The 26,035-nt window shown below is 60.9% G+C and carries 25 protein-coding genes; 15 read left to right on the top strand and 10 right to left on the bottom strand.

Annotation, left to right across the window (positions count from 1 at the left end; genetic code table 11):
• Both ndk and WA943_RS06405 read left to right on the top strand, forming a co-directional pair.
• The coding region (gene ndk, locus WA943_RS06400) for a nucleoside-diphosphate kinase (RefSeq protein WP_424469025.1) at positions 1–409 on the top strand (409 nt) is incomplete at its 5' end.
• Between the two features lie 119 nt (positions 410–528).
• A complete protein-coding gene (locus WA943_RS06405; RefSeq protein WP_424469026.1) occupies positions 529–1,377 on the top strand; it encodes a sterol desaturase family protein in 849 nt (282 codons plus the stop codon).
• Between the two features lie 156 nt (positions 1,378–1,533).
• Here the strand turns inward: WA943_RS06405 and WA943_RS06410 are convergent, their stop codons facing one another.
• The 3 genes from WA943_RS06410 to purM form a co-directional block, all read right to left on the bottom strand.
• The gene (locus WA943_RS06410; RefSeq protein WP_424469027.1) at positions 1,534–2,685 is read right to left on the bottom strand and encodes a PQQ-dependent sugar dehydrogenase; all 1,152 of its coding nucleotides are present in this window, start codon (positions 2,683–2,685) and stop codon (positions 1,534–1,536) included.
• Positions 2,686–2,760: 75 nt separating this feature from the next.
• Complete coding sequence (gene purN, locus WA943_RS06415; protein WP_424469028.1) at positions 2,761–3,405, bottom strand: phosphoribosylglycinamide formyltransferase; 645 nt, start codon at positions 3,403–3,405, stop codon at positions 2,761–2,763.
• Positions 3,402–4,487, bottom strand: a complete 1,086-nt coding sequence (purM, locus tag WA943_RS06420; RefSeq protein ID WP_424469029.1) for a phosphoribosylformylglycinamidine cyclo-ligase — start codon at positions 4,485–4,487, stop codon at positions 3,402–3,404. Before purM ends, purN begins: the two co-directional genes overlap by 4 nt.
• A 213-nt stretch (positions 4,488–4,700) precedes the next feature.
• Here purM and WA943_RS06425 point away from each other — a divergent pair, with 213 nt between their 5' ends.
• The 6 genes from WA943_RS06425 to WA943_RS06450 all read left to right on the top strand — a co-directional run bounded on the left by WA943_RS06425 (position 4,701) and on the right by WA943_RS06450 (position 12,020).
• Entirely contained in the window at positions 4,701–5,744 is a 1,044-nt protein-coding gene (locus tag WA943_RS06425; protein WP_424469030.1) for a DUF2066 domain-containing protein, read from the top strand.
• Between the two features lie 10 nt (positions 5,745–5,754).
• Positions 5,755–6,849, top strand: a complete 1,095-nt coding sequence (locus WA943_RS06430; protein WP_424469031.1) for an AI-2E family transporter — start codon at positions 5,755–5,757, stop codon at positions 6,847–6,849.
• A complete protein-coding gene (locus tag WA943_RS06435) occupies positions 6,850–7,524 on the top strand; it encodes an HdaA/DnaA family protein (protein ID WP_424469032.1) in 675 nt (224 codons plus the stop codon).
• Positions 7,525–7,638: 114 nt separating this feature from the next.
• Positions 7,639–9,906 carry an RNA degradosome polyphosphate kinase gene (locus WA943_RS06440; protein ID WP_424469033.1) on the top strand — a complete coding sequence of 756 codons (2,268 nt, stop codon included), beginning with the start codon at positions 7,639–7,641 and terminating at the stop codon, positions 9,904–9,906.
• 27 nt (positions 9,907–9,933) lie between these two features.
• Complete coding sequence (locus WA943_RS06445; protein ID WP_424469034.1) at positions 9,934–11,433, top strand: exopolyphosphatase; 1,500 nt, start codon at positions 9,934–9,936, stop codon at positions 11,431–11,433.
• Between the two features lie 122 nt (positions 11,434–11,555).
• Positions 11,556–12,020: an aminoacyl-tRNA deacylase gene (locus tag WA943_RS06450; protein WP_424469035.1), complete on the top strand. Its 465-nt coding sequence runs from the start codon at positions 11,556–11,558 to the stop codon at positions 12,018–12,020.
• 22 nt (positions 12,021–12,042) lie between these two features.
• Here the strand turns inward: WA943_RS06450 and rnd are convergent, their stop codons facing one another.
• Positions 12,043–13,200 carry a ribonuclease D gene (rnd, locus tag WA943_RS06455; RefSeq protein WP_424469055.1) on the bottom strand — a complete coding sequence of 386 codons (1,158 nt, stop codon included), beginning with the start codon at positions 13,198–13,200 and terminating at the stop codon, positions 12,043–12,045.
• A gap of 207 nt (positions 13,201–13,407) precedes the next feature.
• Here rnd and aspS point away from each other — a divergent pair, with 207 nt between their 5' ends.
• From aspS to WA943_RS06470, 3 genes are all read left to right on the top strand, one after another.
• Positions 13,408–15,207, top strand: coding sequence for an aspartate--tRNA ligase (aspS, locus tag WA943_RS06460; RefSeq protein ID WP_424469036.1), 1,800 nt, complete (start codon positions 13,408–13,410; stop codon positions 15,205–15,207).
• A gap of 210 nt (positions 15,208–15,417) precedes the next feature.
• Positions 15,418–15,624: a dodecin family protein gene (locus WA943_RS06465; RefSeq protein ID WP_424469037.1), complete on the top strand. Its 207-nt coding sequence runs from the start codon at positions 15,418–15,420 to the stop codon at positions 15,622–15,624.
• Between the two features lie 39 nt (positions 15,625–15,663).
• A complete protein-coding gene (locus WA943_RS06470; protein WP_424469038.1) occupies positions 15,664–16,113 on the top strand; it encodes a host attachment protein in 450 nt (149 codons plus the stop codon).
• Positions 16,114–16,123: 10 nt separating this feature from the next.
• Here the strand turns inward: WA943_RS06470 and WA943_RS06475 are convergent, their stop codons facing one another.
• Both WA943_RS06475 and WA943_RS06480 read right to left on the bottom strand, forming a co-directional pair.
• On the bottom strand, positions 16,124–16,702 hold the full coding sequence (locus WA943_RS06475; protein WP_424469039.1) for a fasciclin domain-containing protein: 579 nt from the start codon (positions 16,700–16,702) through the stop codon (positions 16,124–16,126).
• Positions 16,703–16,916: 214 nt separating this feature from the next.
• Complete coding sequence (locus tag WA943_RS06480) at positions 16,917–20,573, bottom strand: vitamin B12-dependent ribonucleotide reductase (protein WP_424469040.1); 3,657 nt, start codon at positions 20,571–20,573, stop codon at positions 16,917–16,919.
• 425 nt (positions 20,574–20,998) lie between these two features.
• Here WA943_RS06480 and WA943_RS06485 point away from each other — a divergent pair, with 425 nt between their 5' ends.
• The 4 genes from WA943_RS06485 to WA943_RS06500 all read left to right on the top strand — a co-directional run bounded on the left by WA943_RS06485 (position 20,999) and on the right by WA943_RS06500 (position 23,000).
• Positions 20,999–21,502 (top strand): response regulator, encoded by a 504-nt coding sequence (locus tag WA943_RS06485; RefSeq protein ID WP_424469041.1) that lies wholly within the window; start codon positions 20,999–21,001, stop codon positions 21,500–21,502.
• 120 nt (positions 21,503–21,622) lie between these two features.
• A complete protein-coding gene (locus tag WA943_RS06490) occupies positions 21,623–22,021 on the top strand; it encodes an NADH:ubiquinone oxidoreductase subunit NDUFA12 (protein WP_424469042.1) in 399 nt (132 codons plus the stop codon).
• A 39-nt stretch (positions 22,022–22,060) separates the two neighbouring features.
• Positions 22,061–22,576, top strand: a complete 516-nt coding sequence (gene mlaD / locus WA943_RS06495) for an outer membrane lipid asymmetry maintenance protein MlaD (RefSeq protein WP_424469043.1) — start codon at positions 22,061–22,063, stop codon at positions 22,574–22,576.
• A gap of 10 nt (positions 22,577–22,586) precedes the next feature.
• Positions 22,587–23,000, top strand: a complete 414-nt coding sequence (locus WA943_RS06500; RefSeq protein WP_424469044.1) for a DUF2155 domain-containing protein — start codon at positions 22,587–22,589, stop codon at positions 22,998–23,000.
• Here the strand turns inward: WA943_RS06500 and aat are convergent.
• From aat to aroQ, 4 genes are all read right to left on the bottom strand, one after another.
• Complete coding sequence (gene aat / locus WA943_RS06505; RefSeq protein WP_424469045.1) at positions 22,940–23,605, bottom strand: leucyl/phenylalanyl-tRNA--protein transferase; 666 nt, start codon at positions 23,603–23,605, stop codon at positions 22,940–22,942. The two genes, WA943_RS06500 and aat, sit on opposite strands and share 61 nt — an antisense overlap.
• A gap of 44 nt (positions 23,606–23,649) precedes the next feature.
• The gene (accC, locus tag WA943_RS06510; protein WP_424469046.1) at positions 23,650–24,993 is read right to left on the bottom strand and encodes an acetyl-CoA carboxylase biotin carboxylase subunit; all 1,344 of its coding nucleotides are present in this window, start codon (positions 24,991–24,993) and stop codon (positions 23,650–23,652) included.
• An 11-nt stretch (positions 24,994–25,004) separates the two neighbouring features.
• Positions 25,005–25,445, bottom strand: coding sequence for an acetyl-CoA carboxylase biotin carboxyl carrier protein (gene accB / locus WA943_RS06515; RefSeq protein WP_424469047.1), 441 nt, complete (start codon positions 25,443–25,445; stop codon positions 25,005–25,007).
• A gap of 82 nt (positions 25,446–25,527) precedes the next feature.
• Positions 25,528–26,001 carry a type II 3-dehydroquinate dehydratase gene (gene aroQ, locus WA943_RS06520; protein WP_424469048.1) on the bottom strand — a complete coding sequence of 158 codons (474 nt, stop codon included), beginning with the start codon at positions 25,999–26,001 and terminating at the stop codon, positions 25,528–25,530.
• Between the last annotated feature and the right edge of the window lie 34 nt (positions 26,002–26,035).

Consider the following 26,035-nt stretch of genomic DNA (forward strand, 5'->3'; position numbering starts at 1 on the left):
CACTTTTTCGATCATTAAGCCGGACGCGACCCGCCGGAACCTCACCGGCAAGGTCACAGCCAAGCTGGAAGAAGCGGGCCTTCGCGTCATCGCTTCCAAGCGTATCCACATGACCAAGGCGCAGGCCGAGGGTTTCTACGCGGTCCATAAGGAGCGTCCCTTCTTCAACGACCTCGTTTCCTTCATGATTTCCGGCCCGGTCGTGGTCCAGGTCCTCGAAGGCGAAAACGCCGTCGCGAAGAACCGTGAAGTCATGGGCGCGACGAACCCGGCCAACGCCGATGCGGGCACGATCCGCAAGGAATTTGCAGAATCGATCGAGGCGAACTCGGTCCACGGTTCCGACGCCCCGGAAACCGCCGCTGAAGAAATCAAATATTTCTTCAAGCCGGAAGAGATTGTCGGCTGAATTCAGCCCGACCTTTGATGAAAAGCCCTGCCGGCAACGGCGGGGCTTTTTTTATCCGCCGGATGCGTACATGCTGACCCGCTACCGACATTGGGAGCCTGACAGCCGCTGGAGGCAATTTGCGCCGTTTTCTGTCTTACATCCTCTGGCCGGCCATTTTCGGCGGCGCGCTCGGCGCGACCTATCTCGGCATGAAGACGGGGCATGGCGTCATCGCCTTCAATGTGACCTATCTCATGCTCGCGCTGACCATAGCGGTGCTCGAACGGGTGATGCCGCATGAGCGTGCATGGCTCGCCAATGACGGGCAGATGCCGGCAGACCTCGCGCACACCATCCTGAACAAGGGATTTGCGCAGGTCCTCATCACCTTCATCATCTTCATGGGGATCGCGGACTGGCTTGCGCCGGTGGACAACAGCTTTTGGCCGATGCACTGGCCGCTGGTCGCGCAGGTTGCGCTTGGTCTCGTCGTGGCGGAGTTCGGCCTCTACTGGAAGCACCGGCTCGCGCATGAATGGCCGTGGCTATGGCGCTTTCATGCCGTTCATCACAGCGTGACGCGGCTGTGGTTTTTCAATACCGGCCGCTTCCATCTCGTCGATACGGTGACCGGCCTTGCGGTCGGCATCCCAGTGCTGCTCGCGCTTGGCGCACCGCAGGATGTGCTGCTGCTTGTCAGCGCTATTACGGCCATCATCGGCATGCTGACCCATTGCAATATCGAGATGCGCTGCGGCGTGCTGAACTACGTTTTCAACACGCCTTGCCTGCACCGCTGGCACCATTCGAAAGTTCTGGCAGAGGGCAATCGCAACTATGGCGAAAACCTGGTGATATTCGACCAGCTATTCGGCACCTTCTACAACTCACCGCGCCGTCCGCCTGTCGATATCGGGATCAATCATCCGATGCCGGAAACATTTCTCGGCCAGTTGAAGGCGCCGTTCACGAGCCAGCCGCTTTAAAGTATCGCGGGCCGCATCCTTCGAGACGCAATGCTGGCACATTGCTCCTCAGGATGAGGATTGAGGGTCGTGCTTGGAAGATTCCCGGCTTCGCTCCTCATCCTGAGGAGCCGCAAAGCGGCGTCTCGAAGGATGCGGCCTCGGTGATGCAGCGTCTTACTCCGCCGCAGTCAGTCGTAATATCTGATCCTCGCCATCATCCGTCAGCAGATAAAGCGCGCCATCCGGTCCTTGCTTGACCGCGCGAATGCGTGAGCCGAGTTCCGCGAGCAGCGCTTCCTCATGCGTGATCTTGTTGCCTTCGAGTTCGAGGCGCACGAGCTTGGGGATTGCCATGCCGCCGACGAAGAGGTTGCCCTTCCATTTTGGAATGGCGTCGGCGGTGTAAAACGCCATGCCGGAGACGCCGATCGACGGCACCCAATAATGGATCGGGTCCACGAAACCCGCTCCTGTCTGCTTGCCGCTGCCAACCGGCGTTCCATCGTAATTGACGCCGTAGGAGACAACGGGCCAGCCGTAGTTTTTTCCAGCCCGCACGATGTTGATTTCATCGCCGCCCTTCGGCCCGTGCTCATCGGTCCATAGCTCGCCCGTGGCCGGGTTCAGCGCTGCGCCCTGCTGGTTGCGATGGCCGAGCGACCATATCTCGGGCCGCGCGCCCGCCTTGCCGACGAAAGGATTGTCCTTCGGGATGGAGCCGTCTGTGTTGATGCGGATGACCTTGCCGAGATCGGAATTCAGATTCTGCGCCTGTCCCCGGAATTCATTTTTGGAACGCTCGCCAAGAGTGATGAAGAGATGCCCCTTGCCGTCAAAGACGAGACGCGAGCCGAAATGCAGTGTGCTGCGAACTTTCGGCTGCTGCGAGAAGATGACTTTGACATCGACAAGCCCTGTGTCGGTGAGTGTCCCGCACGCAACCGCCGTGCTGTTCGTATCGTCCTTGCCCGGCTCGGTGAAGCTCAGATAGACGAGCTTGTTGTCCGCGAAGTCGGGATCGAGCGCCACATCCAGCAAGCCGCCTTGCTCGCGCGCATCGACTTTCGGCACGCCTGCAAGCGGCGGCGAGAGATGGCCCTTGGCGGAAACAATGCGCAATCGGCCTTCGCGTTCGCTCACCAGCATGCGCCCGTCCGGCAGAAAAGCGAGGCCCCAGGGATGTTCCAGCCCTTCGGCGAATGTCTGGACGCGAATTCGGCCTGTCTCCGTCGTCACCACTTCGTCGATTGCCTGAACCGCGCTCGCGCCGAGCAGCATGAAGGCGGCGATTGCCGTGGCGGCAAGGCTGGGTAGGGCGACGCGCATGAAGAAACCTCCTCGGGTGGCGGGGATGCCTTTTCAAAATAGGTCCAATGGGACGATAGGCAAGGCCGCTGACGGCTAAAGCGGTGGCACCGGCAAGATCGATTGCGTGCTGGCGAGTTCGCCGTCGATCAGAACGCGTTCCTCGACGATGCGCGTGCGGCCTTCTGCAACGAACCGCAGCGCCAACGGATAGAGCTTGTGTTCCGCTTCGAGCACACGCGCGGCAAGCGTTTCTTCCGTATCGCCGGGATGCACGGCGACGGCCGCCTGCGCGACGATGGGGCCTTCATCCATGGCGGCGCGCACGAAATGCACAGTGCAGCCTGTCACGCGGCATCCTGCTTCCAGCACGCGCCGATGCACATGGAGACCCTTGAAAGCAGGAAGCAGGGAAGGGTGGATGTTAAGCTGCCGGTCGCGCCACTTCTCGACGAAACCATCCGACAGGATGCGCATGAAGCCGGCGCTGCAAATGAACTCCGCACCCGCCTCGCGCAAGGCCGCATCCAGCGCCGCGTCGAAACTCTCGCGCGTCGGATAATCGCTATGGCTGATGACCCTGGCGGGAATCTTCGCGGCGCGGGCGATGTCGAGGCCTGCCGCATCGGCCTTGTTTGAAATGACGATGGCGATCTCGGCTGGAAAACCCGGTGTGGCGCAAGCATCCATCAGGGATTGCAGGTTCGAGCCGCGGCCCGAGATGAGAACGCCGACTTTCACTTGAGGCTTCCGATTGCGCCTTTGATTTCGACGCGAGCCTCGTCGCCCTTTTGCGCGCGAAGATGCCCGATGCGCCAGACCGTCTCGCCGCCTTCTGTCAGAACCTTGGCGACCTCGTCCGCCTTCGCTTCCGGTACGACGGCAATCATGCCGATGCCGCAGTTGAAGGTGCGGCCCATCTCGGCCTCTTCGATGCCGCCGAGCTTCATCACCCAGCGGAACACATCCGGCATGTGCCACGACGCGCCGTCGATTTCCGCAACGATGCCGTCCGGCAGAACGCGGGGAATGTTTTCGACAAAGCCGCCGCCGGTGATATGCGCCAGCGCCTTCACCGCCCCCGTCTCGCGGATCGCCTTCAGCACGCTGCGCACATAGATGCGCGTCGGCGCGATCAGCGCTTCGCCGACGGTGATGTCCTGATTAAGCGGGAAGGGCGCCGCATAAGAAAAGCCATGATCGGCAACGACGCGGCGCACCAGCGAATAGCCGTTGGAGTGAAACCCCGTCGAGGCAAGCCCGAGGATGATATCGCCTGCGCCCACATCGGCGCGCGGCAGCACCTCGGTCCGCTCCACAGCGCCGACTGCAAAGCCTGCAAGATCGTAATCGCCCGGCGCATACATGCCGGGCATTTCCGCCGTCTCTCCGCCGATCAGCGCGCAGTTTGCCTGACGGCAACCTTCGGCGATCCCGGCGATGACGGACTTCGCAATCTCCACGTCGAGCTTGCCGGTGGCGAAATAGTCGAGGAAGAACAGCGGCTCCGCGCCCTGCACCACGAGATCGTTGACCGACATGGCAACAAGGTCGATGCCGACCGTGTCATGCAGGCCCGCATCGATGGCGACTTTCAGCTTCGTGCCGACGCCGTCATTGGCCGCGACCAGAACCGGGTCCTTGTAGCCCGTCGCCTTGAGATCGAAGAGGCCGCCGAAGCCGCCAAGCTCTGCATCTGCGCCCGGTCGCCGCGTTGAGCGGGCAAGCGGCGCAATGGCGCGTACCAGCGCATTGCCTGCGTCTATGTCGACGCCAGCTTGCGCATAGGTGTAGCCGTTCGGGCGATCCTTGGGGGCTGCCATGCGGGTGTCCGGTTCTCTTGAATCGAAGGGCTCGTGGTTCGGGCACAAAACACCCGAAATTGCCTTCATAAGCAAGGGGAAGGGGGGCTGAATTGCCCCTATGGGGAAAATTGCCTCATCCGCCCTTCGCTGGGCTCTTGCGATGCTATAATCTCCGGCTCGGGCCAAGCGGCGTTGCTTGGCCAAAAGTGAGACGGATCAAGGGCCTACCGAATGAAACGATTATTCCAGTTTGTGGCCCTTGCGGCAATTTGCACGAGCGTTTTCGCCAGCCCGGCAGCACAGGCCGCCGATCTTTATACGGTGCGGGGCGTTCACGTCGACGAAACGGCCAAAAGCGCCACCGAGGCGCGGACCATCGCCCAGACCAAGGGCCAGCGTCAGGCGCTGACCGATCTGATGAAACGCCTCACCTTGCCGTCGGACTGGGCCTCGCTGCCGCAGGTCGACGGCAATACGGCGCAGGACGCGGTGCGCGGTTTTCAGGTGGCGAGCGAGAAAACCAGCTCGACCCGCTATATCGCCGACCTCAATGTGAGCTTCCAGCCTGCCACCGTCAGGCGTCTGCTGGCGCGCAGCGGCATCGCCTATGGCGAGACGCAGGCAAAGCCCGCTCTGCTGCTGGCTGTCTATGAAAAGCCCGGCACGCGCATTCTCTGGGAAGACCCGAACCCGTGGCGCGATGCAATGAGCCGTCTCGATCTGGTCAATGCGATCACGCCGCTCATCATGCCGCTTGGCGATGTGCAGGAGTTCACGCTGGTGACGACCGCACAGGCGCTGGCGGGAGACAAGGCGGCGCTGGCCAATCTCGCTCAGCGCTATGGCACCGATGACGTTATCGTCGCCTTCGCCGTCGAGAATGGCTCCAAGATCGATGTAACCGTCAACAGCTATGGCGTCGCTGCCCCTACCGCGCCGGTCAAACGCTCCTTTGACAATCTGGATGCTGCCGCCTCCGGCGTTCTCGATGCGCTCGGCGAACAATGGAAGCGTGACACCATTGTGCAGGCGGGAGAGCAGTCGCAATTGACCGCCTCGGCATACTTCACCGGCCTCGATCAGTGGGAAGCAATCCGCAAGGGCCTGTCCTCGACACCGCTCGTCAACGGATTGCAGGTTTCCGGCATTGCAGCGCGCGGCGCCGAAGTGCAGATCAGCTATCGCGGTACGCCGGACAAGCTTGCGCTCTCGCTCGCGCAAGCCAACGTCGCCTTGAGCCAGGATGCGGGCGGCTGGTCGCTCCGCGTCCGATAGGAGCGTCCCCATGAGCATGCAGCGCCAGACGGCAATCTGGATCGGCGCGATCCTCGCCTTCGCATTTCTGCTGTGGCTGCTCTCGAATATCCTGCTGCCATTCGTGGCCGGGCTCGCACTCGCTTATTTTCTGGACCCGCTGGCCGATCGCCTTGAGGAGCGCGGCCTGTCGCGCCTGATGGCGGCGACGATCATCTCTGTCGTCTTCACCTTGCTGACGGTTGCCGTGGCGATCATCATCCTGCCGCTTCTCTATCAGCAGACGATCGCCTTCATCGAAGTCCTGCCAAGCATCGTGAAGGGCGCGCGCACTTTCCTGCTCGAAGCAAGCGACGGCAAACTAGCACGGCTCCTCGGCCAAAACGCGGAAATCAAGAAAGCCGTCACCGATGTGGCGGGCGGCGGTATCTCATGGTTCCTCAGCCTGTTGACGTCGATCGGCTCACAGGGCCTCGCGCTTGTCGGCCTCATCTCGCTCATCGTCATCACGCCGGTCGTCGCATTTTACATGCTGCTCGACTGGGATCGCATGATCGCGCGCGTCGACGAACTTCTGCCGCGCGAGCATGCCGAGACGATCCGTGGATTGGCCCGCGAAATAAATGAAGTGCTGGCAGGCTTTCTGCGCGGCCAGGGCATAGTGTGCCTCTTTCTCGGCGTCTTTTACGCAGTCGGCCTGTCGGTCGTCGGGCTGAGGTTTGGCCTCGTCGTCGGCATACTGACAGGCATTTTGAGTTTCATTCCCTATCTGGGAACGATCACGGGATTTGTGGCGTCGGTTGCGCTGGCCTGTTTCCAGTTCTGGCCCGACTACACGCATATCGGCCTCGTCGTCGGTATCTTCGTTCTCGGCCAGTTCATCGAGGGAAATTTTCTTCAGCCCAAGCTGGTCGGCAACAAGGTGCGGCTGCATCCCGTCTGGGTCATGTTTGCGCTTCTCGCATTCGGCTCGCTGTTTGGTTTCGCTGGCGCGCTGCTTGCGCTGCCTGTCTCCGCCGCCATTGGCGTCATCGCCCGCTTCGGCATCTCGCGCTATGAGCAGAGCAAACTTTATTGGGGCACGGATGCGCCGCATCCGCTGAACCCGCCGGACGTCGAGAGCTAGATGCCCCGTCAACTCGTCTTCGAACTCGGCCACCGCACCGCGCGCGGGCGCGACGACTTTCTCGTCGGCCCGTCAAACACCACGGCCGTCGCGCTGATCGACGCCTGGCCTGCATGGCCGGGCCCGGCCGTTGCGATTTCCGGGCCGCAGGGTAGCGGCAAGACGCATCTCGCCGAGGTCTGGCGCGAGATGAGCGGCGCCGTGAGTATCGATGCAGCCGAGCTTGCAGGCGCGAACGTGCCCGCGCTCGTTGCCGCCCGCGCGATTATCGTCGAGGACGTCGCGACCCTGAACGACGAAGCCGAGCGCACTTTCTTCCACCTCCTCAATCTGGTGAAGGAAGAGGGCGCTTTCCTTCTGATGACCGCGCGCGAAGCGCCGGCGCGTCTAGGCATCCGCCTTCCCGATCTCGCCTCCCGCCTCAAGGCCCTGCCTCATGCCGAACTGGGCGGGCCGGACGACGCGCTTCTCGCTGGCGTCCTCGTGAAGCTTTTCGATGACCGCCAGCTTCGCGTGGCCGAGCCGCTGATCGCCTATGTGGCGAGCCGCATCGAACGTCGCATCTCGGTCGCTCGCGATGTTGTCGAGGCTCTGGACCGTGCCTCGCTGTCCGGCAAACGCCCCATCACCGTTCCGCTTGCCGCGCAGGTGCTGGAAGAGCTGAATCTGCCCTGATCGGCTACCCATAGCCGGGGAAATGACCAAATCCCCCGCAATGACTCGGTCATATGTTTGACGTAAACTCAGGCGACAAGGGGTGGACCCGTCCGCACCCGAATGAGTACGTCAATGACCACTACGCAACGCCCCGTTTCTGTCTCCGGCGAGACGAAATCCGTGACCCCGCTTCCGCCTCTGGCGCGCAAGGCGGAGTCCGGTGCTGCGCCCGATGTGCTGCCGGACGAGGAAAAACCGACGCTGTCGATCGAGATGAGCGCGACGGACCGCTTCATCAATCGCGAACTCTCCTGGCTCGCCTTCAATACGCGCGTGCTGGAAGAAACGGCGAACCGCAATCATCCCTTGTTGGAGCGGTTGCGCTTCCTGTCGATCTCCGCTTCCAACCTTGATGAGTTCTACATGGTCCGCGTCGCGGGCCTGCGCGGGCAGGTGCGGGCCGGTGTCGATAGCTTGAGCCAGGACGGCCTCACGGCGGCTCAGCAACTCGACATGGTGAACGCCGCCGCAAACAGGCTCCTTCAGGAACAGCAGCGCCAATGGCTTTCGATCAGCGGCGAGCTGCGCGGGGCGGGCATAGCCGTGCTTGCGCCGCATGAGGTGACGCCCGAAGAATTTTCCTGGCTCGAAAACCGTTTCCTCGAACAGGTTTTCCCCGTTCTCACGCCGCTCGCGATCGACCCGGCACATCCCTTTCCGTTCATTCCCAATCTCGGTTTTGCACTGGCGCTGCATCTGCGCCGCCAGACCGATGGCAAGTCGATGAATGCGCTGCTGCCGATCCCGACACAGGTGGAGCGCTTTGTCCGTTTGCCGGACCGTGAAGTCGGCGCGTTGATCCACTTCGTTACGCTGGAAGATATGATCGGCCTTTTCCTTGGCCGTTTGTTTCCGGGCTACGAAGTGATCGGACAGGGTGCTTTCCGCCTGCTGCGCGACAGCGATATTGAAATCGAGGAAGAGGCCGAAGACCTCGTGCGCTATTTCGAAAGCGCATTGAAGCGCCGCCGCCGCGGCAGCGTCATCCGCCTGAAGATGCAGGCGAAAACGCCGCCCTCTTTGCGCGATCTCGTCGTATCGGAGCTTGGCGTGGGCGACAAGGAACTCGTCATGGTGGACGGGCTGCTTGGCCTTGCCCAGACGACGCAGCTCATCGTCGACGAACGCCCCGACCTCAAGTTCCCGCCTTACAATGCGCGCTTCCCAGAACGCATTCGCGACCACGGCGGCGACTGCCTCGCGGCGATCCGCTCCAAGGACATCATTGTCCATCACCCGTATGAATCCTTCGACGTCGTGGTGCAATTTCTGCGTCAGGCCGCAGCCGATCCCGATGTCGTTGCGATCAAGCAGACGCTTTACCGCACCTCAAAAGACAGCCCCATCATTCAGGCGCTGATCGAGGCCGCGGAAGCCGGGAAGTCAGTGACCGCGCTGGTCGAACTCAAGGCTCGTTTCGACGAGGCTGCCAACATCGTCTGGGCGCGCAATCTGGAACGCGCAGGCGTACAGGTCGTCTTCGGCTTCATCGAGTTGAAGACGCATGCCAAGCTTTCGCTCGTTGTCCGCCGCGAAGGTGGCAGCTTGCGCTCCTATGTGCATTTCGGCACCGGCAACTATCACCCGGTCACAGCGAAAATTTATACCGACTTGTCGATGTTCACTTGCGACCCGCTGCTTGCCGCCGATGTATCGCAGATATTCAATTTCATCACCGGCTATGCCGAGCCGAAAGATTTGAACCTGCTGGCGCTTTCGCCTGCGAGCCTGCGTCCCCGGCTCCTGTCTCACATCAAGGCGGAGATGGAACATGCCAGGGCAGGACGGCGCGGTGCGATCTGGGCAAAGCTCAATTCGCTTGTCGATCCCGAAATCATCGACGCGCTATATGAGGCGAGCCGCACCGGCGTAAAAATCGAGCTCGTGATCCGTGGTATCTGCTGCCTGCGCCCCGGCGTGCCGAATCTCTCCGAAAACATTCGTGTGAAGAGTATTGTCGGGCGCTTCCTTGAGCATTCCCGCATCATCTGCTTCGGCAATGGTCATGGGCTTCCGTCGGACAAGGCCAAGGTCTATATTTCATCTGCCGATTGGATGCCGCGCAATCTCGATCGTCGCGTGGAAGTGCTGGTACCCATCTTGAATCCGACCGTTCACGATCAGGTGCTGGATCAGATCATGGTTGCGAATCTGAGAGACAATCAGCAAAGTTGGTCCCTCCGGTCCGATGGTACCTATGAACGGCAAACTGTGCCGGAGGGTGGGGAGCCGTTTAACGCGCACACCTACTTCATGAACAACGCAAGTCTCTCTGGCCGTGGAAAATCCCTGCATCAAAATCTACCGCCGACCTTCGCGGTCAAGGCGGGCAGGGACTGACAGCCGCTTGAGAATAAAGGGGTCATATTGAACGGCCGCAAGACGGCAGGTCGGTTCGGCATCGTCGATCTCGGCTCCAATTCCGTCCGCCTCGTCGTCTACGCGGCGGCGGTTCGCAACCCCGTGCTCGTTTTCAACGAAAAAGTGCTCTGCGGTCTCGGGCGCACGCTGGCAAGCACCGGGCGGCTCGACCCCAAGGGCATTGAGCGCGCATTGGCTGCGCTTACACGCTTCGTCGCCCTGCGCGAGCAGATCGGCATCAGCCGCCTTGTGGTGGCCGCAACCGCCGCAGTGCGCGACGCTGAAGACGGGCAGGAGTTTCTTGCTCGTGCCGAAAAAATTTGCGGTTTCAAAATCATTCTCGTCTCCGGCACGGAAGAGGCGCGCCTCTCTGCGCAAGGCGTCTTGTCCGGCATTCCCGGCGCCGATGGCATCGTAGGCGATCTCGGCGGCGCGAGCCTTGAACTTGTCGGCGTCAGCGGCGGTACGCGGCTTGACGAAGGCATGACGCTGCCGCTCGGCCCATTGCGCATCATGGATATGGCAAACGGTTCACTGGTCGCGGCGGAAGCGATTGTCGACAAGACGCTTAAAGGGGTCGATCTCCTGAAGGAGTCTCAGGGCAAGAGGCTCTACGTCGTCGGCGGCGTCTGGCGTAATCTGGCGCGCATCCATATGGCGCAACGCAACTATCCGATCCATGTGCTGCACGAATATGTGATCCCGGCGCGCGATGCCTCGGACATCGCCAAGGTGATTGAGAAGCTCGGCCCCAAGACGCTGGCGCAAATTCCCGATATCTCCGAACGCCGCATTGATACGCTGCCCTTCGGCGCACTGGTTCTCGAGCGGTTGATCGCCGCAATGAAGGCCAAGGAGATCGTCGTCTCTGCCTATGGTCTTCGCGAAGGACTGCTCTTCGACAATCTCGGCAAGCGCGAACAGGCGAAAGACCCGCTCATTGAAGGCGCGCGCGATCTTGCGATGCGGCTTGCACGTTTTCCCGAGCATGGCGCCGAACTCACGCCCTGGACCGCGCCGCTTTTTGCCGATGACGTTGTCGGCGAAACGCCCGCAGAAGCGCGGCTTCGCCATGCGGCCTGCATCCTGGCCGATATCGGCTGGTATGTGCATCCCGACTACCGCGCCCATCATTCGATGACGCAAATTCTGTTTGCGCCGTTCTCCGGCGTCGATCATGCGGGAAGACTGCTGATTGCTCGCACGCTCTACCATCGCCATGAAGGCAAGGGAGAGCCGGAGATGATCGGCAATCTTGTCGGGCTGCTGAACGAGAATGAAAACCATCGTGCGCTGGTGCTCGGCCTCGCGCTGCGTCTCGCATTCACACTTTGCGCCGCGACCACCGGCATGTTGCCGAAGACGCGGCTTGAAATCACGAAGAGCACCATCACGCTCATCGTGCCGCGTCGCTATGAGTCATTGCTTGGCGAAGTCGTCACCAAGCGCCTCGGCGCGCTTGCTCGCGCCATCGACCGCAAGGGCGAAACGCGCGTAGGGCGCTAGGCACAAGCGCTCGTCGAGCGTAGAATTGCAATGTTCGATCGACCCGGCAAAGCGGCAGCATGGCTGTCTGTTCTGAGCTGTCGTTTTCTGAATCCGCTACGGCTGGACAAGGAGGTGCGACCATGGCGACGACATTGCACAATTATCTGAAGGTGCGCGGCATCGACTACGAGGAGGTCAAGCATCCTCGCGAGATTTCAATGAGCCGCGTTGCCGAGCGGGCTCACATTCACGGCGCGAAACTGGCAAAGGCCGTGCTGATCAAAAGCGATAGCGGTTACCGCCTCGCGGTCGTTCCCAGCACCTGCAAAGTGGATCTCGCGCGCCTTTCCAGCCTCATGCACGAACGGCTTGGCCTGGCGACCGAAAAGGAAATCGAGCATCGCTTTGTCGATTGCGAGATGGGCGCTCTGCCGCCGCTTGGCGAGCCATACGGCATGAAGGTCTTTCTCGACGATCAACTGTCCGAACTGCCTGATGTCTATTTTGAGGCAGGCGATCACAAGACGCTCATTCACATGAGCGGACAGGATTTCGGCCGCCTCATGGAGGGCTCCGAACGGGGCCGGATCAGTCGACAGATGTGATGTAAAGCAGGGGGGCCGGTGGCTACGCGCCGCCCTTCGTCGTTTCGATGAGCATGACCTTCTTGCCCTTGGCGCCGATGGCAAGTTCGCCGCGTTTCAGGCGTAGCGCGTCCGCGCCGAAGACTTCGCGCCGCCAGCCTGAAAGCGCAGGCACATCCGCCTCTTCATGCGCGGCGATCAGCTCGAGGTCGGCGATTTTGGCAATCAGCTTCTGCGCCACCTCATGCTGCTCGCAACGCATGGCCAGCAGCACCTTCAGCAATTCGACCAGCGGGCCGATGCCGGAGGGCAGGGGCTCGGCGTCCTTGACGACGGGAATCTTGTCCTCGGGCATGGCGAGCCCGCGCTCGATGGCTTCCATCAGCCCGGCGGCCGAGCGGCTGTTCGACATGCCCTTGGGCACGGCGCGCAACCTGTCGAGTTCTTCGATGCTGCGCGGAATCTGCGTTGCGATTTCTGCCAGCGCATCGTCTTTCAGAATGCGCGAGCGCGGCAAATCGCGTTCCTGCGCCTGACGTTCGCGCCATGCCGCCACTTCGACCAGCACGGCCAGACCCTTCTGGCCCTTGAAGCGCGTCTTGATCCGCTTCCAGGCGTCTTCCGGCTGAACAATATAAGTCTCGGGATTTTGCAGGATCGCCATTTCCTCGGCGACCCAGCGCGCACGGCCCGTCTGCGTCAGCCGCCGCGCCAGAACCTCATAGATCTTGCGCAGATGCGTCACGTCTCCGCAGGCATATTGAAGCTGCTTGTCGGAAAGCGGACGCCGCGACCAGTCGGTGAAGCGCGACGACTTGTCGACGCTGCCACCCGCGAGCCGCTTCACCAGCGTCTCGTAGCCCACGCTGTCGCCGAAGCCGCAAACCATGGCAGCGACCTGTGTGTCGAACAGCGGATCGGGGATGGTTTCGGCGTCGTGCCAGAAGATTTCGATGTCCTGCCGCGCCGCATGGAAAACCTTCACGACCTTCTTGTTGCGCATCAGCGCATAAAAGGCCGAAAGGTCGATGTCGGGTGCCAGCGGATCGATGATGACTTCGTCATTGGGACCGGCAAGCTGGATCAGGCAGAGCTTGGACCAGAAGGTCGAATCCCGCATGAACTCCGTATCGACCGTGATAAAGCCCGCGCCGGACAGGCGCGCGCATACGGTTTCGAGCTCGGCGGTTGTGGTGACAATAATCATGCAGCGCCTCTATAACCTATCAGAATTCCCCTGTCGCGGTCCTGTCATGCACACGCGGCTATGCAGCGCGATAAGAGAAGGACAGGCTTCGGACGGCCCAACCCTTGACAAGTCGAGGCCTTCCATGCGCTTTTCCCCCGTCGGGCAGTACACGCCGCTACGTTGCGGCGATTCGTCTTTGATTATCAAGGCCTTGGAACGATGAACCTTTATCGAAGCCACAACTGTGGTCAGCTCAAGAAATCCAACGTCGGCGAGACCGTGCGCCTGTCCGGCTGGGTCCACCGCAAGCGCGATCATGGCGGCCTGCTTTTTATCGATCTACGCGATAATTTCGGGCTGACGCAGCTTGTTTTCGACCCCGACCGCGCCGAAGCCTTCGCCTTCGCCGAAAAGGTCCGTTCCGAATATGTCATCAAGGTCGAGGGCAAGGTTGTTGCCCGCGCCGATGGCACCACCAATCCGAACCTTGCGACCGGCGAGATCGAAATCGCGGTCGAAAGTCTCGAAGTCCTTTCCGAAGCGCAGGATCTGCCGCTCCCGGTTTTCGGCGAACCCGATTACCCGGAAGAGACGCGCCTGACCTATCGCTTCCTCGACCTGCGCCGCGAGACGCTGCATCGCAATATCCTCCTGCGCTCCAAGATCATCGCCTCAGTGCGCCGCCGCATGACGGATGCGGGCTTCAACGAATTCCAGACGCCGATCCTGACGGCGTCCTCGCCTGAAGGCGCGCGCGACTTCCTTGTTCCCTCGCGCGTTCATCCCGGCAAGTTCTATGCGCTTCCGCAGGCGCCGCAGCAGTTCAAGCAGCTCATCATGGTTGCGGGCTTCGACCGCTATTTCCAGATCGCGCCTTGCTTCCGCGATGAGGACGCGCGTGCCGACCGTTCGCCGGGCGAGTTCTACCAGCTCGACGTCGAGATGAGCTTTGTCGACCAAGACGATGTTTTTGCTGCGATTGAGCCCGTTCTTCATGGATTGTTTGAAGAGTTCGCGGACGGTCGCAAAGTCTCCGGCCACCCCTTCCCGCGTATCCCTTACGCCACCTCGATGCGCAAATACGGCAACGACAAGCCGGACCTGCGCAACCCGATCGAGATGTCGAACGCGACGCATATTTTCGACGGCTCGGGCTTCAAGGTCTTTGCAGGCATGATTGCCAAGGACCCCAAGGTCGAAGTCTGGGCGATCCCCGCACCGGGCGGCGGCAGCCGCACATTCTGCGACCGCATGAATTCATGGGCGCAGGGCGAAGGCCAGCCGGGCCTCGGCTACATTTTCTGGCGCACCGAGAATGGCGTGCTGGAAGGTGCAGGCCCGCTTGCCAAGAACATCGGTCCGGAGCGCACCGAGCAGATTCGCGCCGAGCTGAATCTGAAGGATGGCGACGCCGTCTTCTTCGTCGCCGGACTCCCCAAGGCCTTCACCGCCTTTGCCGGTCTTGCGCGTACGCGCATCGGCAAGGATCTGAACCTGATCGAAGAGGGCGTGTTCAAGTTCTGCTGGATCGTCGATTTTCCGATGTTCGAGTGGAACGAAGACGAGAAGCGCGTTGATTTCTCTCACAATCCCTTCTCGATGCCGCAGGGCGGCCTTGAGGCGCTTGAGACGCAGGATCCGCTGACGATCAACGCCTATCAATATGACATCGTCTGCAACGGCGTGGAGCTTTCCTCCGGCGCGATCCGTAATCACAAGCCCGAGATCATGTACAAGGCCTTCGGCATTGCGGGTTACGATCAGGCGACCGTCGAGACGAAATTCGGCGGCATGCTCAATGCGTTCAAGTTTGGCGCCCCGCCGCATGGCGGTCTCGCGCCCGGTATCGACCGCATGGTCATGCTACTTGCCGGCGTCGAGAACCTGCGCGAGGTGACCATGTTCCCGATGAACCAGCAGGCGCAGGATCTGCTGATGCAGGCCCCGTCGGAAGTCGAGCCGAAGCAGCTGAAGGAACTCCACATCCGCGTCGTGCCGCCGCTCGAAAAGAAGAGCTGACGGAGCCAGGGCTCTCGGCCACAAGCTGGACTGAATATGCGAAAGGGCGGGATCATATCCCGCCCTTTTTCTGTTTGAACGCCAGGTTGATGAACCGAGGCCTTTGATCTGGATCAAGATATCCGGCCGCAAAACGTGCAACGCTGCCAGCTCTCGCAGAGCGGTGCGGCGATATCCGTTCTCTCACATGAGCTGAAACAGGAGACGGCCATGCTAAAGGTCATCGAAGTTCTCGCGGAGTCTGACAAGAGCTGGGAAGACGCGGCGGCGGTTGCGGTCAAGACGGCAGGAAAGACCGTGCACAATATCAAGTCGATTTACATCAAGGACATGGAAGCGACGGTCAAGGACAACAAGATCGCCAGCTATCGCATCAACGCCAAAATTTCCTTCATGCTCGACAACGGCAAGAAATAGTCGCACCGACTTTCAGCCGTCTAAGAAGGAGGTGAGCTGGTGAAGCGTCCTCATATCTGGATTGTGGTGGCGGACGGTGAAGCGGCGCGCTTCTATTCGAGCAGGAAGCGCCACGAGAAGCTTGAACCCGCCTTGCCTTTCGAGATGCGCATGCCCAACCCGCCGACGCGCGAACAGGGGGCGAGTGAGCCCGGCCGCGTCTTCGACAGCATGGGCAGCGCACGTCACTCCGTGCAGCCGCATGTCGATTGGCATCGCGAAGCAAAGCGAAAATTCGCCGAAGAGATAGCGGAATTGCTGGCTGAGAAGGCGCGGGAGAAAGCCTTCGACAAGCTCGTTCTTGTCGCTCCGCCCCAGATGATGGGCGACTTGCGGGCCGCCATAGATAGCGCGACGAAAACGCTCGTCATCGGCGAGGTGGTCAAGGATTTGACGCACCTTTCGCCGACCGAGCTCGGCAGCAGTTTTGCTGCCGAGGACTGGTTTTGACCGCCGCCCTTTAGAGCTGCGTTTTCGGAGGCGCCGTCAGCGTACCATTGGAAGGCGCAAGGCCCTCATGCGGTGCGGGCGTCGCGGCGCTGTCATCCGATTGCGAGAAAACCGGAGTGGGCAGGCTGTCGACGGGAATGATCACGCCGTTGGATGCCTTGATGGCCGCACCGGACTGGCTCGCGCCATAATCGCCGCCGTAATGGATAGCGCTACCCGTGCCGTCGATGGTCACGGGGTCTTTCTGCAGCGTATTGATCGTTACCGTCTTGCCCTTGAGGCTTTCGGGCGTATGGGCGCCAGGCACGATCTGATAGAGCAGCAATGCGCGCGTATTTTCCCTGTCGGTGCTGCTGAGCATGTCGTCATAGCCACCCTTGATCTTGTCGAAAGCGGCATTCGTGGGCGCGAATACGGTGCGCGTGCCCGACGTGTAGTTGTGCTTCGTGCCCGTCGCATCAATGACTTTGACGAGCGTCGAAAATTCCGGATCGGCCTTTAGCGTCTCATAAAGGTTGCCTGCCGCGAATGCAGGCGCGCTGGACATGGCCATGAGGGCCACAGCGGCGAGAACGGTTTTCATTTTCATCTTGGATCACCTCCGGAAGGACTCGAGAGGAAAGACGCCTCTGATAACGTGAGCGTTTAAACTTAATCACATAATCCGGCGAAAATACGACAGCAAAACGGCGTATTCTGACATAAACGCTCAAGCGCAGGTTTCGATCCGCATACGAAGAAGGGAGAATGCGTCTCCGCATCCTCCCTTCAAATATTAACGGATTGGATATCTCCGGCTGGGCTCAGCTACACCCGCTCGTCCCGCCGCAGCTATCGCATTTCAGGCAGGTGCCGTTGCGAACCATCGTGAAGTTGCCGCATTCGCCGCATGCTTCGCCTTCATAGCCCTTGAGCCGTGCTTCGGAGATGCGATTGAAGCCCGAAACATTGCTTTCGCTGCGCAACGTTGCCTGCACGACGAGCTCTTCGGCATGTTCCGACGCGTCGAGTATCGCCTTGGTTGCCGTTGCCCCCGCGACCTGCGCGCGCATTGTCGTCGCTGCGCCACCGCGCACGATATAGAGGTTCGCCATTTGCGGATTGCGCGTGAAGCCGGGGCTGACGACGCTGGCGGCGGGCAGCTTGCCCTCACCGTCACCGCCGCCCATCACGTCAAAGCCGATTTCCTTGGCATCGACATGACCGAGATCGGCGCGGCCGAGATAGGAGACGGCAAGCTCGCGGAATACATAGTCGAGGATCGAAGTCGCGTTCTTGATCCTGTCATTGCCTTGCACAAGGCCCGCAGGTTCGAAGCGCGTGAAGGTGAAGGCTTCGACATATTCCTCGAGCGGCACGCCATATTGCAGGCCGAGCGAAATCGCTATGGCGAAGTTGTTCATCAGGCTGCGGAAGGCGGCGCCTTCCTTGTGCATGTCGATGAAGATTTCACCGATGGTGCCGTCTTCATATTCGCCAGTGCGCAGGTAAACCTTGTGGCCGCCGACCAGCGCCTTCTGCGTATAGCCCTTGCGGCGGTCGGGAAGCTTCTGGCGTTCGTTTGCGCGCTCGACAATGCGTTCGACGAATTTCTCGGCAACGACGCGCGCGCGTTCCTGCTGCGGCAGCGCCGCGATGCGTTCGACGACAGGCTCGTCTTCTTCCAGCACCTCGTCGTCGAGAAGCTGCGAGTTGAGCGGCTGCGAAAGCTTCGAGCCATCGCGGTAAAGCGCATTGGCTTTCAGCGCGAGTTTCCATGAGAGCATGTAGCTCGCCTTGCAATCCTCGACGCTTGCCGCATTGGGCATATTGATCGTCTTGGAAATTGCGCCCGAGATGAAGGGCTGCGACGCCGCCATCATGCGGATATGGCTCTCGACGGAAAGGAAGCGCGTGCCCGTGCGCCCGCAGGGATTGGCGCAATCGAACACGGCAAGGTGTTCCGCCTTGATATGCGGTGCGCCTTCGACGGTCATCGCGCCGCAGACATGAAGGTTTGCTGCATCGATGGCCGCCCTGGTGAAGCCGATGGCCGCAAGAAGATCGAAGTCGAGATCGTCCATCGCTTCAGCGTCGAGGCCCAGAACCTCTGTGCAGAAATCCTCGCCCAGCGTCCACTTGTTGAAGACGAAGCGAATATCGAAAGCCGTCGCCAGCGCACCTTCGACAACCTCGATCTTTTCAGGCGTGAAACCCTTGGCGCGCAGCGTGTCGTGATTGATGCCCGGCGCATGCCGAAGCGTGCCGAGGCCGACCGCATAATCGATGATGTCCTCGATCTCGCGCGTCGAATAGCCAAGCGTGCTCAGCGCCTGCGGCACAGCGCGGTTGATGATCTTGAAATAGCCGCCGCCCGCGAGCTTCTTGAATTTGACGAGAGCGAAGTCCGGCTCGATCCCCGTCGTGTCGCAATCCATGACAAGGCCGATCGTGCCTGTCGGCGCAACGACGCTCGCCTGCGCATTGCGATAGCCGTGACGTTCGCCCATCGCGACGGCGAGATCCCAGGCGGCGCGCGCATGGTCGACAAGATCGCGCTGCGGGCAGTTTGCAGCATCAAGCGGCACGGGCGGCGTGCTGAGGCCTTCATAGCCCGAAGCATCACCATGTGCGGCCCGTGCGTGATTGCGCATCACGCGCAGCATATGCGCTGTATTGTCGGCATAGCCTGCGAATGGCCCGCGTTCCTTTGCCATCTGCGCCGAGGTTGCATAGGCAACGCCCGTCATGATGGCGCTGATTGCGCCGCAAAGGCTGCGCGCCTGCGGGCTGTCATAGGCAATGCCGGCCGACATCAGCAGCCCGCCAATATTGGCGAAGCCGAGGCCCAGCGTGCGGTAGCGATAGGAACGCTCGGCGATTTCGCGGCTCGGGAACTGCGCCATCAGCACGGAGATTTCGAGCGTCACCGTCCAGAGCTTCACCGCATGCTCGAACGCCTCGACGTCGAAGCGGCCCGCTTCTTCGCGGAAGGTCAGCAGGTTGAGCGAGGCGAGGTTGCAGGCGGTGTCGTCAAGGAACATATATTCCGAGCACGGATTGCTGGCGTGAATGTCGCCTGAGGCAGGGCAGGTGTGCCAGTCATTGATCGTCGTATGGAACTGGATGCCCGGATCGGCGGATGCCCATGCGGCATTGCCGATCTGCTCCCAAAGCTCGCTTGCCTTCAGCGTTTTCGACACTTTGCCGTCGGTGCGGCGCTTGAGGCTCCAGTCGCCGTCTTCTTCGACGGCGCGCAGGAAATCGTCGGTGACGCGCACGGTGTTGTTCGAGTTCTGGCCCGACACAGTGAGATAGGCGTCCGAATCCCAGTCCGTGTCATAGGTGCGGAAATCAATGTCGGTATAGCCCTGGCGCGCGAACTGGATGACGCGCTGAATATAGTTCTCCGACACATGCATCTTGCGCGCGGCAATGATCTCGCGCTTCAGCGCCGGGTTCTTCTTCGGGTCGAAGCAATCGCCTTCCGGCCCTTCGCAGTTGACGCAGGCGCGCATCACCGCGCTCAGATGCTTCTGGTTGACCTTCGAGCCGGTGACGAGCGCCGCCACCTTCTGCTCTTCGACGACCTTCCAGTTGATGAACTGCTCGATGTCGGGGTGATCCGCATCGACGATGACCATCTTCGCCGCGCGCCGCGTCGTGCCGCCGGATTTGATCGCGCCTGCCGCCCGGTCGCCGATCTTCAGGAAGCTCATCAGGCCGGATGACTTGCCGCCGCCCGAAAGGCTTTCCTCCTCGCCGCGCAGGTTCGAGAAATTGGAGCCCGTGCCCGAACCATATTTGAATAGCCGCGCCTCGCGGACCCAGAGGTCCATGATGCCGTTCTCGTTGACGAGGTCGTCCTGCACGCTCTGGATGAAGCAGGCATGGGGCTGCGGGCGCTCATAGGCGCTTGTCGCGCGCTTCGTCTCACCGGTTTCGTGATCGACATAGAAGTGGCCCTGCGCCGGGCCGTCGATGCCATAGGCCCAGTGAAGGCCGGTGTTGAACCATTGCGGCGAATTCGGCGCGGCAATCTGGGCCGCCAGCATGAATGCCATCTCGTCGCGATAGGCGCTGGCATCCGCTTCCGTGTCGAAATAGCCGCCCTTCCAGCCCCAATAGGCCCAGGTCCCGGCGAGCCGATCGAAGACCTGACGCGAATCCTGTTCGCCGCCAAAGCGTTCTTCAGCGGGCAGCGCCGCAAGCGCTTCCTGATCCGGTTCGTGGCGCCACAGGAAAGCGGGCACGTCTTTTTCCGGCACCGCGCGCAGCACGCTCGCAACGCCGGCTTTACGGAAATATTTCTGGGCGATGATGTCGGAGGCGACCTGGCTCCAGGCCTCGGGCACGACAACCTGCGCCGCCTTGCCGACAATGGAGCCGTCCGGGTTGCGTATCTCGCTCATCGTTGTTCGGAAGGAAATTCCCTCATAAGGCGAATGACCTTCGACGGTGAAGCAACGCTGGATACGCATAGGGACCCCCCGGCTTTCTTGGCTCACTTGACGTTCGTTCAGGGTGGAGCAGGGCTCTTCCAGATTTTTGACAAAGTTCTACCGCCGCGCCCTTTGGTCTTTTTTGGTTCAAGCAATCAATCGCTTGATTTCAAAAGACTTTCAGTCGCCTCGATGTGGTCTTGTCGTGATCCTGTTCGGCCTCGCTCCGCCCCTTGGCAGAGAGAAATCTTGGGCCTTGAGCGGTCTGACGTCAAGGCATAGTGGCATAACCCAATAATGACGCCACATCTTGCGTTGCCGTAGTCCCGTCTCGGCGCCGAATCGCCTTTCCGTAGGGATATTCGGCCAGTTATCGAAACGGTAATGGTTCGACCGCGAAGATAGGGCGCGAGATGGGGAGCATCGGGCCTGATATGTCACAGCTTGTCAGTACAGCATTTGGTATGCCTTTGAAATCGCTCGACGTTTTGATCGTCGACGACAATGCGAACATGCGCCTGCTGATCCGCACCATCCTGCGCAGCTTCGGTCTTGCCGAAGCGCGTCAGGCGCGTGACGGCACGGCCGGTCTTGCCGAGCTCGCGCGCCGTCCTCCCTCGCTCATTATTTCCGACTGGGAAATGTCGCCAATGAATGGTGGCGATTTCATCCGCTCCGTGCGCCGTGTCGGCGGCGAGCCGCATTGTTTTGTGCCGATCATCGTGCTGACTGCGCACGCCTCGCGCCAGATCATCGGGGAAGCGTTCGATGCAGGCGCGACGCAACTTCTGGTGAAGCCTGTAACGCCCGCCAATCTTCTTCAGCGTATCGGCTGGGTGCTGGAAGATGATCGGCCCTTTGTGCGGATGGGCGATGCCTATCGTCAGGAAATGCGCCTTCCAAAGGTTGCCGAGAAGCCTGTCGCGGCGGTCGCGCCGAAATCGAGCGAAGTCTGGGCCCTCGACTGACACGGGCCGCGCCCCGGCTCTGGACCATCCCGCCTGTGAATGCCATATTCGCCCCGCCTTCTTTCGGGGGCGGAATCGATTTGTTCAGCCTCATTCGCGAGGCGTCGTGGCGGTGATTTGATGAGCCTGTTTTCCGAAATCTTCATCTGGTGGCATGGCCAGACCATGGGTACGCGCTTCTATACGTGGAAGAACGGGAAGCCGGTCGGCACGGACGGGCAGGGCAATCGGTATTACGAAGCGCGTAACGGCGAAAAGGTCGGCGGATATCCGCGCCGCTGGGTCATTTACAATGGCGTCGCCGAAGCATCGCGCGTGCCTCCCGAATGGCATGGCTGGCTGCACAATACGGTCGACGTTCCGCCGGTCGACGAAGACTACACGCCCAGGTCCTGGCAGTTGCCGCACCGGCCGAACATGACCGGAACCCCGCGCGCCTACCGCCCCAAGGGCAGCATTATTCGCGGTGGCGAGCGTCCCAAGGCGACGGGCGATTACGAGCCCTGGCGTCCGCACTGATTTCCCACGCGCATTTGAGCCGATCAACCGAGGACGAGTATGCAGAGCAATTTCGTTGAGACGCTTATCGGCGCCATCGTCGTCGTTATCGCCGGTGTGTTTCTATTTTATGGCTACTCGAATTCGGGCATGCGCAGCGCCGCCGGCTATCATGTGAAGGCAGAGTTCGACCGCGTCGACGGCCTGGCCAATGGCAGCGACGTGCGTCTGTCGGGCATCAAGGTCGGCACCGTTGTCGGGCAGGCGATCGATCCGAAGAATTATCAGGCCGTGGTCACCATGAGCCTCGCGACGGATGTGAAGATCCCAGACGATTCGAGCGCGAAGATCACGAGCGAGGGTCTGCTCGGTTCGAATTACATCGCGCTCACGCCGGGCGGCAGCGAGGAATATCTGGCCGATGGCGGCGAGATCACCTTCACGCAAGGCTCGATCGATTTGATGGGTCTGATCGGACAGGCAATCTTCTCGACAGGCAGCGGCAGCAGCAAGGCGGCAACGCCGGACGCGCCCGCGGCTCCCGCCACTCCCGCCACTCCCGCCACACCGCAATAGGTTGAAAGCCTTGGCTTCAGCGCTTCATCGATATGTTCTTTTCGGCGCGCTTGTCGGCGTCGGGCTCGCGGCGGCGCCTGCCTATGCGGAGCCTTATCCTGTCGCCGTCTTCAGCGGCCTCGACAAGATCACAGCGCATGTGACGAAGTTCGAGGCGACGAAGGACAAGCCCGCGCGCTTCGGCGCTCTTGAGGTGCTGGTGCGTTCTTGCGACAAGAAGCCGCCAGAGGAATCGCCGCAGACGGCCGCCTATGTCGAAATCAGGCAGGTCAACGAAGAGACGCATGTCGTCGATCCGGCGCCGATCTTCAAAGGCTGGATGTTCGCTGAAAGCCCCGGCCTCAACGGGCTGGAGCACCCCGTCTATGACGTCTGGCTCAACACCTGCAAAACAGCTTCGGCGCCCGCCACACCGGCCCCGTAAGCAGTCGGCAGACGCTTGAAGTCCGCCCGCGTGAGCGTCGCTTCATGCAGCCGTGCGCGATAGATATCGCGCGGAATTTCCACCGCACCAAATTGCTTCAGATGCTCGGTGACGAACTGCGTGTCGAGAAGCTTGTAGCCGCCCGCGATCAGTCGCGCGACGAGATGCACCAGCGCAACCTTGCTCGCATCGGTCTCGCGGCTGAACATGCTCTCGCCGAAAAAAACCGAGCCGAGCGAAACGCCATATAGCCCGCCGACGAGTCTCCCGTCCTGCCAGGACTCGACGGAGTGGGCATGGCCGCGCGCAAAAAGCTGGCCGTAAAGTTCGAGGATGCGGTCGTTGATCCAGGTGCCTTCGCGCCCCGCGCCCGTTTCCGCGCAGCCGAGCATCACTTGCCGGAAGCTCGTGTCTATCCGCACCTCGAAGCGCGCCGAGCGCACGGTGCGCTTCAGCCGTTTGGGCAAATGAAAGGCGTCGAGCGGCAGGATGCCGCGCATCTCGGGGTCGATCCAGTAAAGCTCCGGATCGTCGCGCGCCTCTGCCATCGGGAAAACCCCGAAGGCATAGGCGCGCAGGAGCACATCGCTATCAATGTTGCCCATGTCCGCTTTCCGGGTTGACGCCGTTCAGGCGACAGCGCTTCGCGTCAGGACTTTGTCTTGAGGTAATCCTCAAGCCAATGGATGTGGTAATCGCCATTGATGAAGTCCGGCTCGTTCACCAGATCCTGAAACAGCGGGATCGTCGTCTTGATCCCGTCGATCACGAACTCGTGGAGCGAGCGGCGCAGGCGCATCAGGCATTCGTTGCGATTGCGCCCGTGAACGACGAGCTTGCCGATCAGGCTGTCGTAATAGGGCGGAATGCGATAGCCGGAATAGGCCGCGCTATCGACGCGCACGCCAAGGCCGCCCGGTGTGTGGAAGTCTTTGATCGTGCCGGGCGAGGGCGCGAAGGTCTTGGGGTCTTCGGCATTGATGCGGCATTCGATGGCATGGCCGGAGAAAGTCACATCCTCCTGCGTGAAGCTCATCTCAAGCCCCGCCGCGATGCGGATCTGCTCGCGCACGATGTCGATGCCGGTGATCGCCTCGGTGATCGGATGTTCGACCTGAAGGCGCGTATTCATTTCGATGAAATAGAACTCGCCGTCTTCATAAAGAAATTCGATCGTGCCGACGCCGAGATAGCCGAGTTTGCCGATTGCATTGCGAACGATGTCGCCGATCTTCTGGCGCTGCGTTTCATTCAGGGCAGGCGAGGGGCACTCTTCGAGCACCTTCTGGTGGCGGCGCTGCAACGAGCAATCGCGTTCGCCAAGATGCGCGACGTTGCCGTGACTGTCGGCAATGATCTGCATCTCGATATGGCGCGGCTGCCCGAGATACTTCTCCATGTAGAGAGAGTCGTCACCGAACGCAGCTTTGGCTTCCGCCCGCGCCGTCGAGAGAGCGCCGGACAGTTCGTCTCGCGAATTGGCGACCTTCATGCCGCGTCCGCCGCCGCCTGCCGCCGCTTTGACGAGCACGGGATAGCCCGTCTCGGCCGCGACCTTGTAGGCCTGCTCGTCGCTGGTGATCGCGCCGTCGGAGCCGGGCACGCAAGGGATACCAAGCGACTTCGCCGTGATCTTCGCCTGGATTTTATCGCCCATCAGGCGAATGTGATCGCCGCTCGGCCCGATGAAGGTGATGCCATGCGCCGCGAGAATATCGGCAAAGCGCGCATTCTCCGACAGGAACCCGTAGCCCGGATGCACAGCATCGGCGCCCGTGATCTCGCAAGCCGAGATGATGGCGGGAATGTTGAGGTAGCTTTCGCTTGCCTGCGGCGGACCGATGCAAACGCTTTCATTGGCGAGGCGCACATGCATCGCGTCGGCATCCGCCGTCGAGTGCACGGCGACCGTCTTGATGCCCATTTCGCGGCAGGCACGATGGATACGCAGCGCGATCTCGCCACGGTTTGCGATGAGTACTTTTTCGAACATGGCCCTGTGGCCTATTCGATAATGATGAGAGGTTCGCCGAATTCGACCGGCTGGCCGTCTTCGACGAGTATCTTCGTCACCGTGCCCGCCTTGGTCGCGGGGATGTGGTTCATGGTCTTCATCGCTTCGATGATGAGCACCGTCTGACCGACGCTGACTTTCGAACCGACCGTCACGAAGGGCGCGGCGCCGGGCTCAGGCGCGAGATAGGTCGTGCCGACCATCGGCGAGGCGAGGGCGCCCGGATGCGCCGCATCGCTCACGGGTGCGACGGCGGCGGCGATTGGCGCAGCGGAAGATGCTGTCATCACCGGCACGGAAACCTGCGTCACCTGCCGCGCCACGCGCAGCTTCAGCGAGCCGGTTTCGATTTCGATTTCACTAAGATCGGTCTCCTTGAGGAGAGCCGCGAGTTGCCGGATCAAGTCCTGGTCGACGCCTGCCTTGCTCATCTCGCTTTTATTGCTTTCTGACTTTGGGCTTCCAGATTTTTGTGCCGGTTGGCGGGGTGAGGCCAATGTCTCGATTCCTGTTCTATTTGGAAATGTCGGCGAGGATCGCGTCGAGGGCAAGAGTATAGCCCTGAACGCCGAGGCCGCAGATCACGCCTTTAACCACTGACGACACATGGGAGTGATGCCGGAATTCCTCGCGCTTGTAGATGTTCGAAATATGAACTTCCACGGCGGGAATATCGAGCATTGCCAATGCATCGTGAATGGCGATGGATGTATGTGAATAAGCAGCGGCATTGATAATGACGCCGCTGGCCATGCTGCGAGCTTCTTGAATCCAGGTGACGAGTTCGCCTTCGTGGTTGCTCTGAAGGCAAAGCGCCGTCACACCACGCGCCTTTGCGTGTGCCGTAACCATTTTCTCGATATCGGCGAGCGACGTCCGGCCATAGATTTCCGGTTCCCGCAGACCGAGCAGGTTCAGATTCGGCCCGTTCAGCACGTAAACGGGCTTGCTGGTCACTTTCGTCGCGGATGTGGACTTCTTTGCCATTTTCTCGCCGGAAGTTCTTGGCAGTATGGGCCGT

The organism is Parvibaculum sp. (assembly GCF_049651025.1).
GTDB lineage: Bacteria > Pseudomonadota > Alphaproteobacteria > Parvibaculales > Parvibaculaceae > Parvibaculum.

What these genes read in the sequence shown, in the direction of transcription:
- WA943_RS06410 (WP_424469027.1), bottom strand. Translation starts at nt 2,685, where the DNA reads ATGCGCGTCGCCCTACCCAGCCTTGCCGCCACGGCAATCGCCGCCTTC.
- purM (WP_424469029.1), bottom strand. Translation starts at nt 4,487, where the DNA reads ATGGCAGCCCCCAAGGATCGCCCGAACGGCTACACCTATGCGCAAGCT.
- WA943_RS06425 (WP_424469030.1), top strand. Translation starts at nt 4,701, where the DNA reads ATGAAACGATTATTCCAGTTTGTGGCCCTTGCGGCAATTTGCACGAGC.
- WA943_RS06430 (WP_424469031.1), top strand. Translation starts at nt 5,755, where the DNA reads ATGAGCATGCAGCGCCAGACGGCAATCTGGATCGGCGCGATCCTCGCC.
- WA943_RS06435 (WP_424469032.1), top strand. Translation starts at nt 6,850, where the DNA reads ATGCCCCGTCAACTCGTCTTCGAACTCGGCCACCGCACCGCGCGCGGG.
- WA943_RS06440 (WP_424469033.1), top strand. Translation starts at nt 7,639, where the DNA reads ATGACCACTACGCAACGCCCCGTTTCTGTCTCCGGCGAGACGAAATCC.
- WA943_RS06450 (WP_424469035.1), top strand. Translation starts at nt 11,556, where the DNA reads ATGGCGACGACATTGCACAATTATCTGAAGGTGCGCGGCATCGACTAC.
- aspS (WP_424469036.1), top strand. Translation starts at nt 13,408, where the DNA reads ATGAACCTTTATCGAAGCCACAACTGTGGTCAGCTCAAGAAATCCAAC.
- WA943_RS06465 (WP_424469037.1), top strand. Translation starts at nt 15,418, where the DNA reads ATGCTAAAGGTCATCGAAGTTCTCGCGGAGTCTGACAAGAGCTGGGAA.
- WA943_RS06475 (WP_424469039.1), bottom strand. Translation starts at nt 16,702, where the DNA reads ATGAAAATGAAAACCGTTCTCGCCGCTGTGGCCCTCATGGCCATGTCC.
- WA943_RS06480 (WP_424469040.1), bottom strand. Translation starts at nt 20,573, where the DNA reads ATGCGTATCCAGCGTTGCTTCACCGTCGAAGGTCATTCGCCTTATGAG.
- WA943_RS06485 (WP_424469041.1), top strand. Translation starts at nt 20,999, where the DNA reads ATGCCTTTGAAATCGCTCGACGTTTTGATCGTCGACGACAATGCGAAC.
- WA943_RS06490 (WP_424469042.1), top strand. Translation starts at nt 21,623, where the DNA reads ATGAGCCTGTTTTCCGAAATCTTCATCTGGTGGCATGGCCAGACCATG.
- mlaD (WP_424469043.1), top strand. Translation starts at nt 22,061, where the DNA reads ATGCAGAGCAATTTCGTTGAGACGCTTATCGGCGCCATCGTCGTCGTT.
- aat (WP_424469045.1), bottom strand. Translation starts at nt 23,605, where the DNA reads ATGGGCAACATTGATAGCGATGTGCTCCTGCGCGCCTATGCCTTCGGG.
- accC (WP_424469046.1), bottom strand. Translation starts at nt 24,993, where the DNA reads ATGTTCGAAAAAGTACTCATCGCAAACCGTGGCGAGATCGCGCTGCGT.
- accB (WP_424469047.1), bottom strand. Translation starts at nt 25,445, where the DNA reads ATGAGCAAGGCAGGCGTCGACCAGGACTTGATCCGGCAACTCGCGGCT.
- aroQ (WP_424469048.1), bottom strand. Translation starts at nt 26,001, where the DNA reads ATGGCAAAGAAGTCCACATCCGCGACGAAAGTGACCAGCAAGCCCGTT.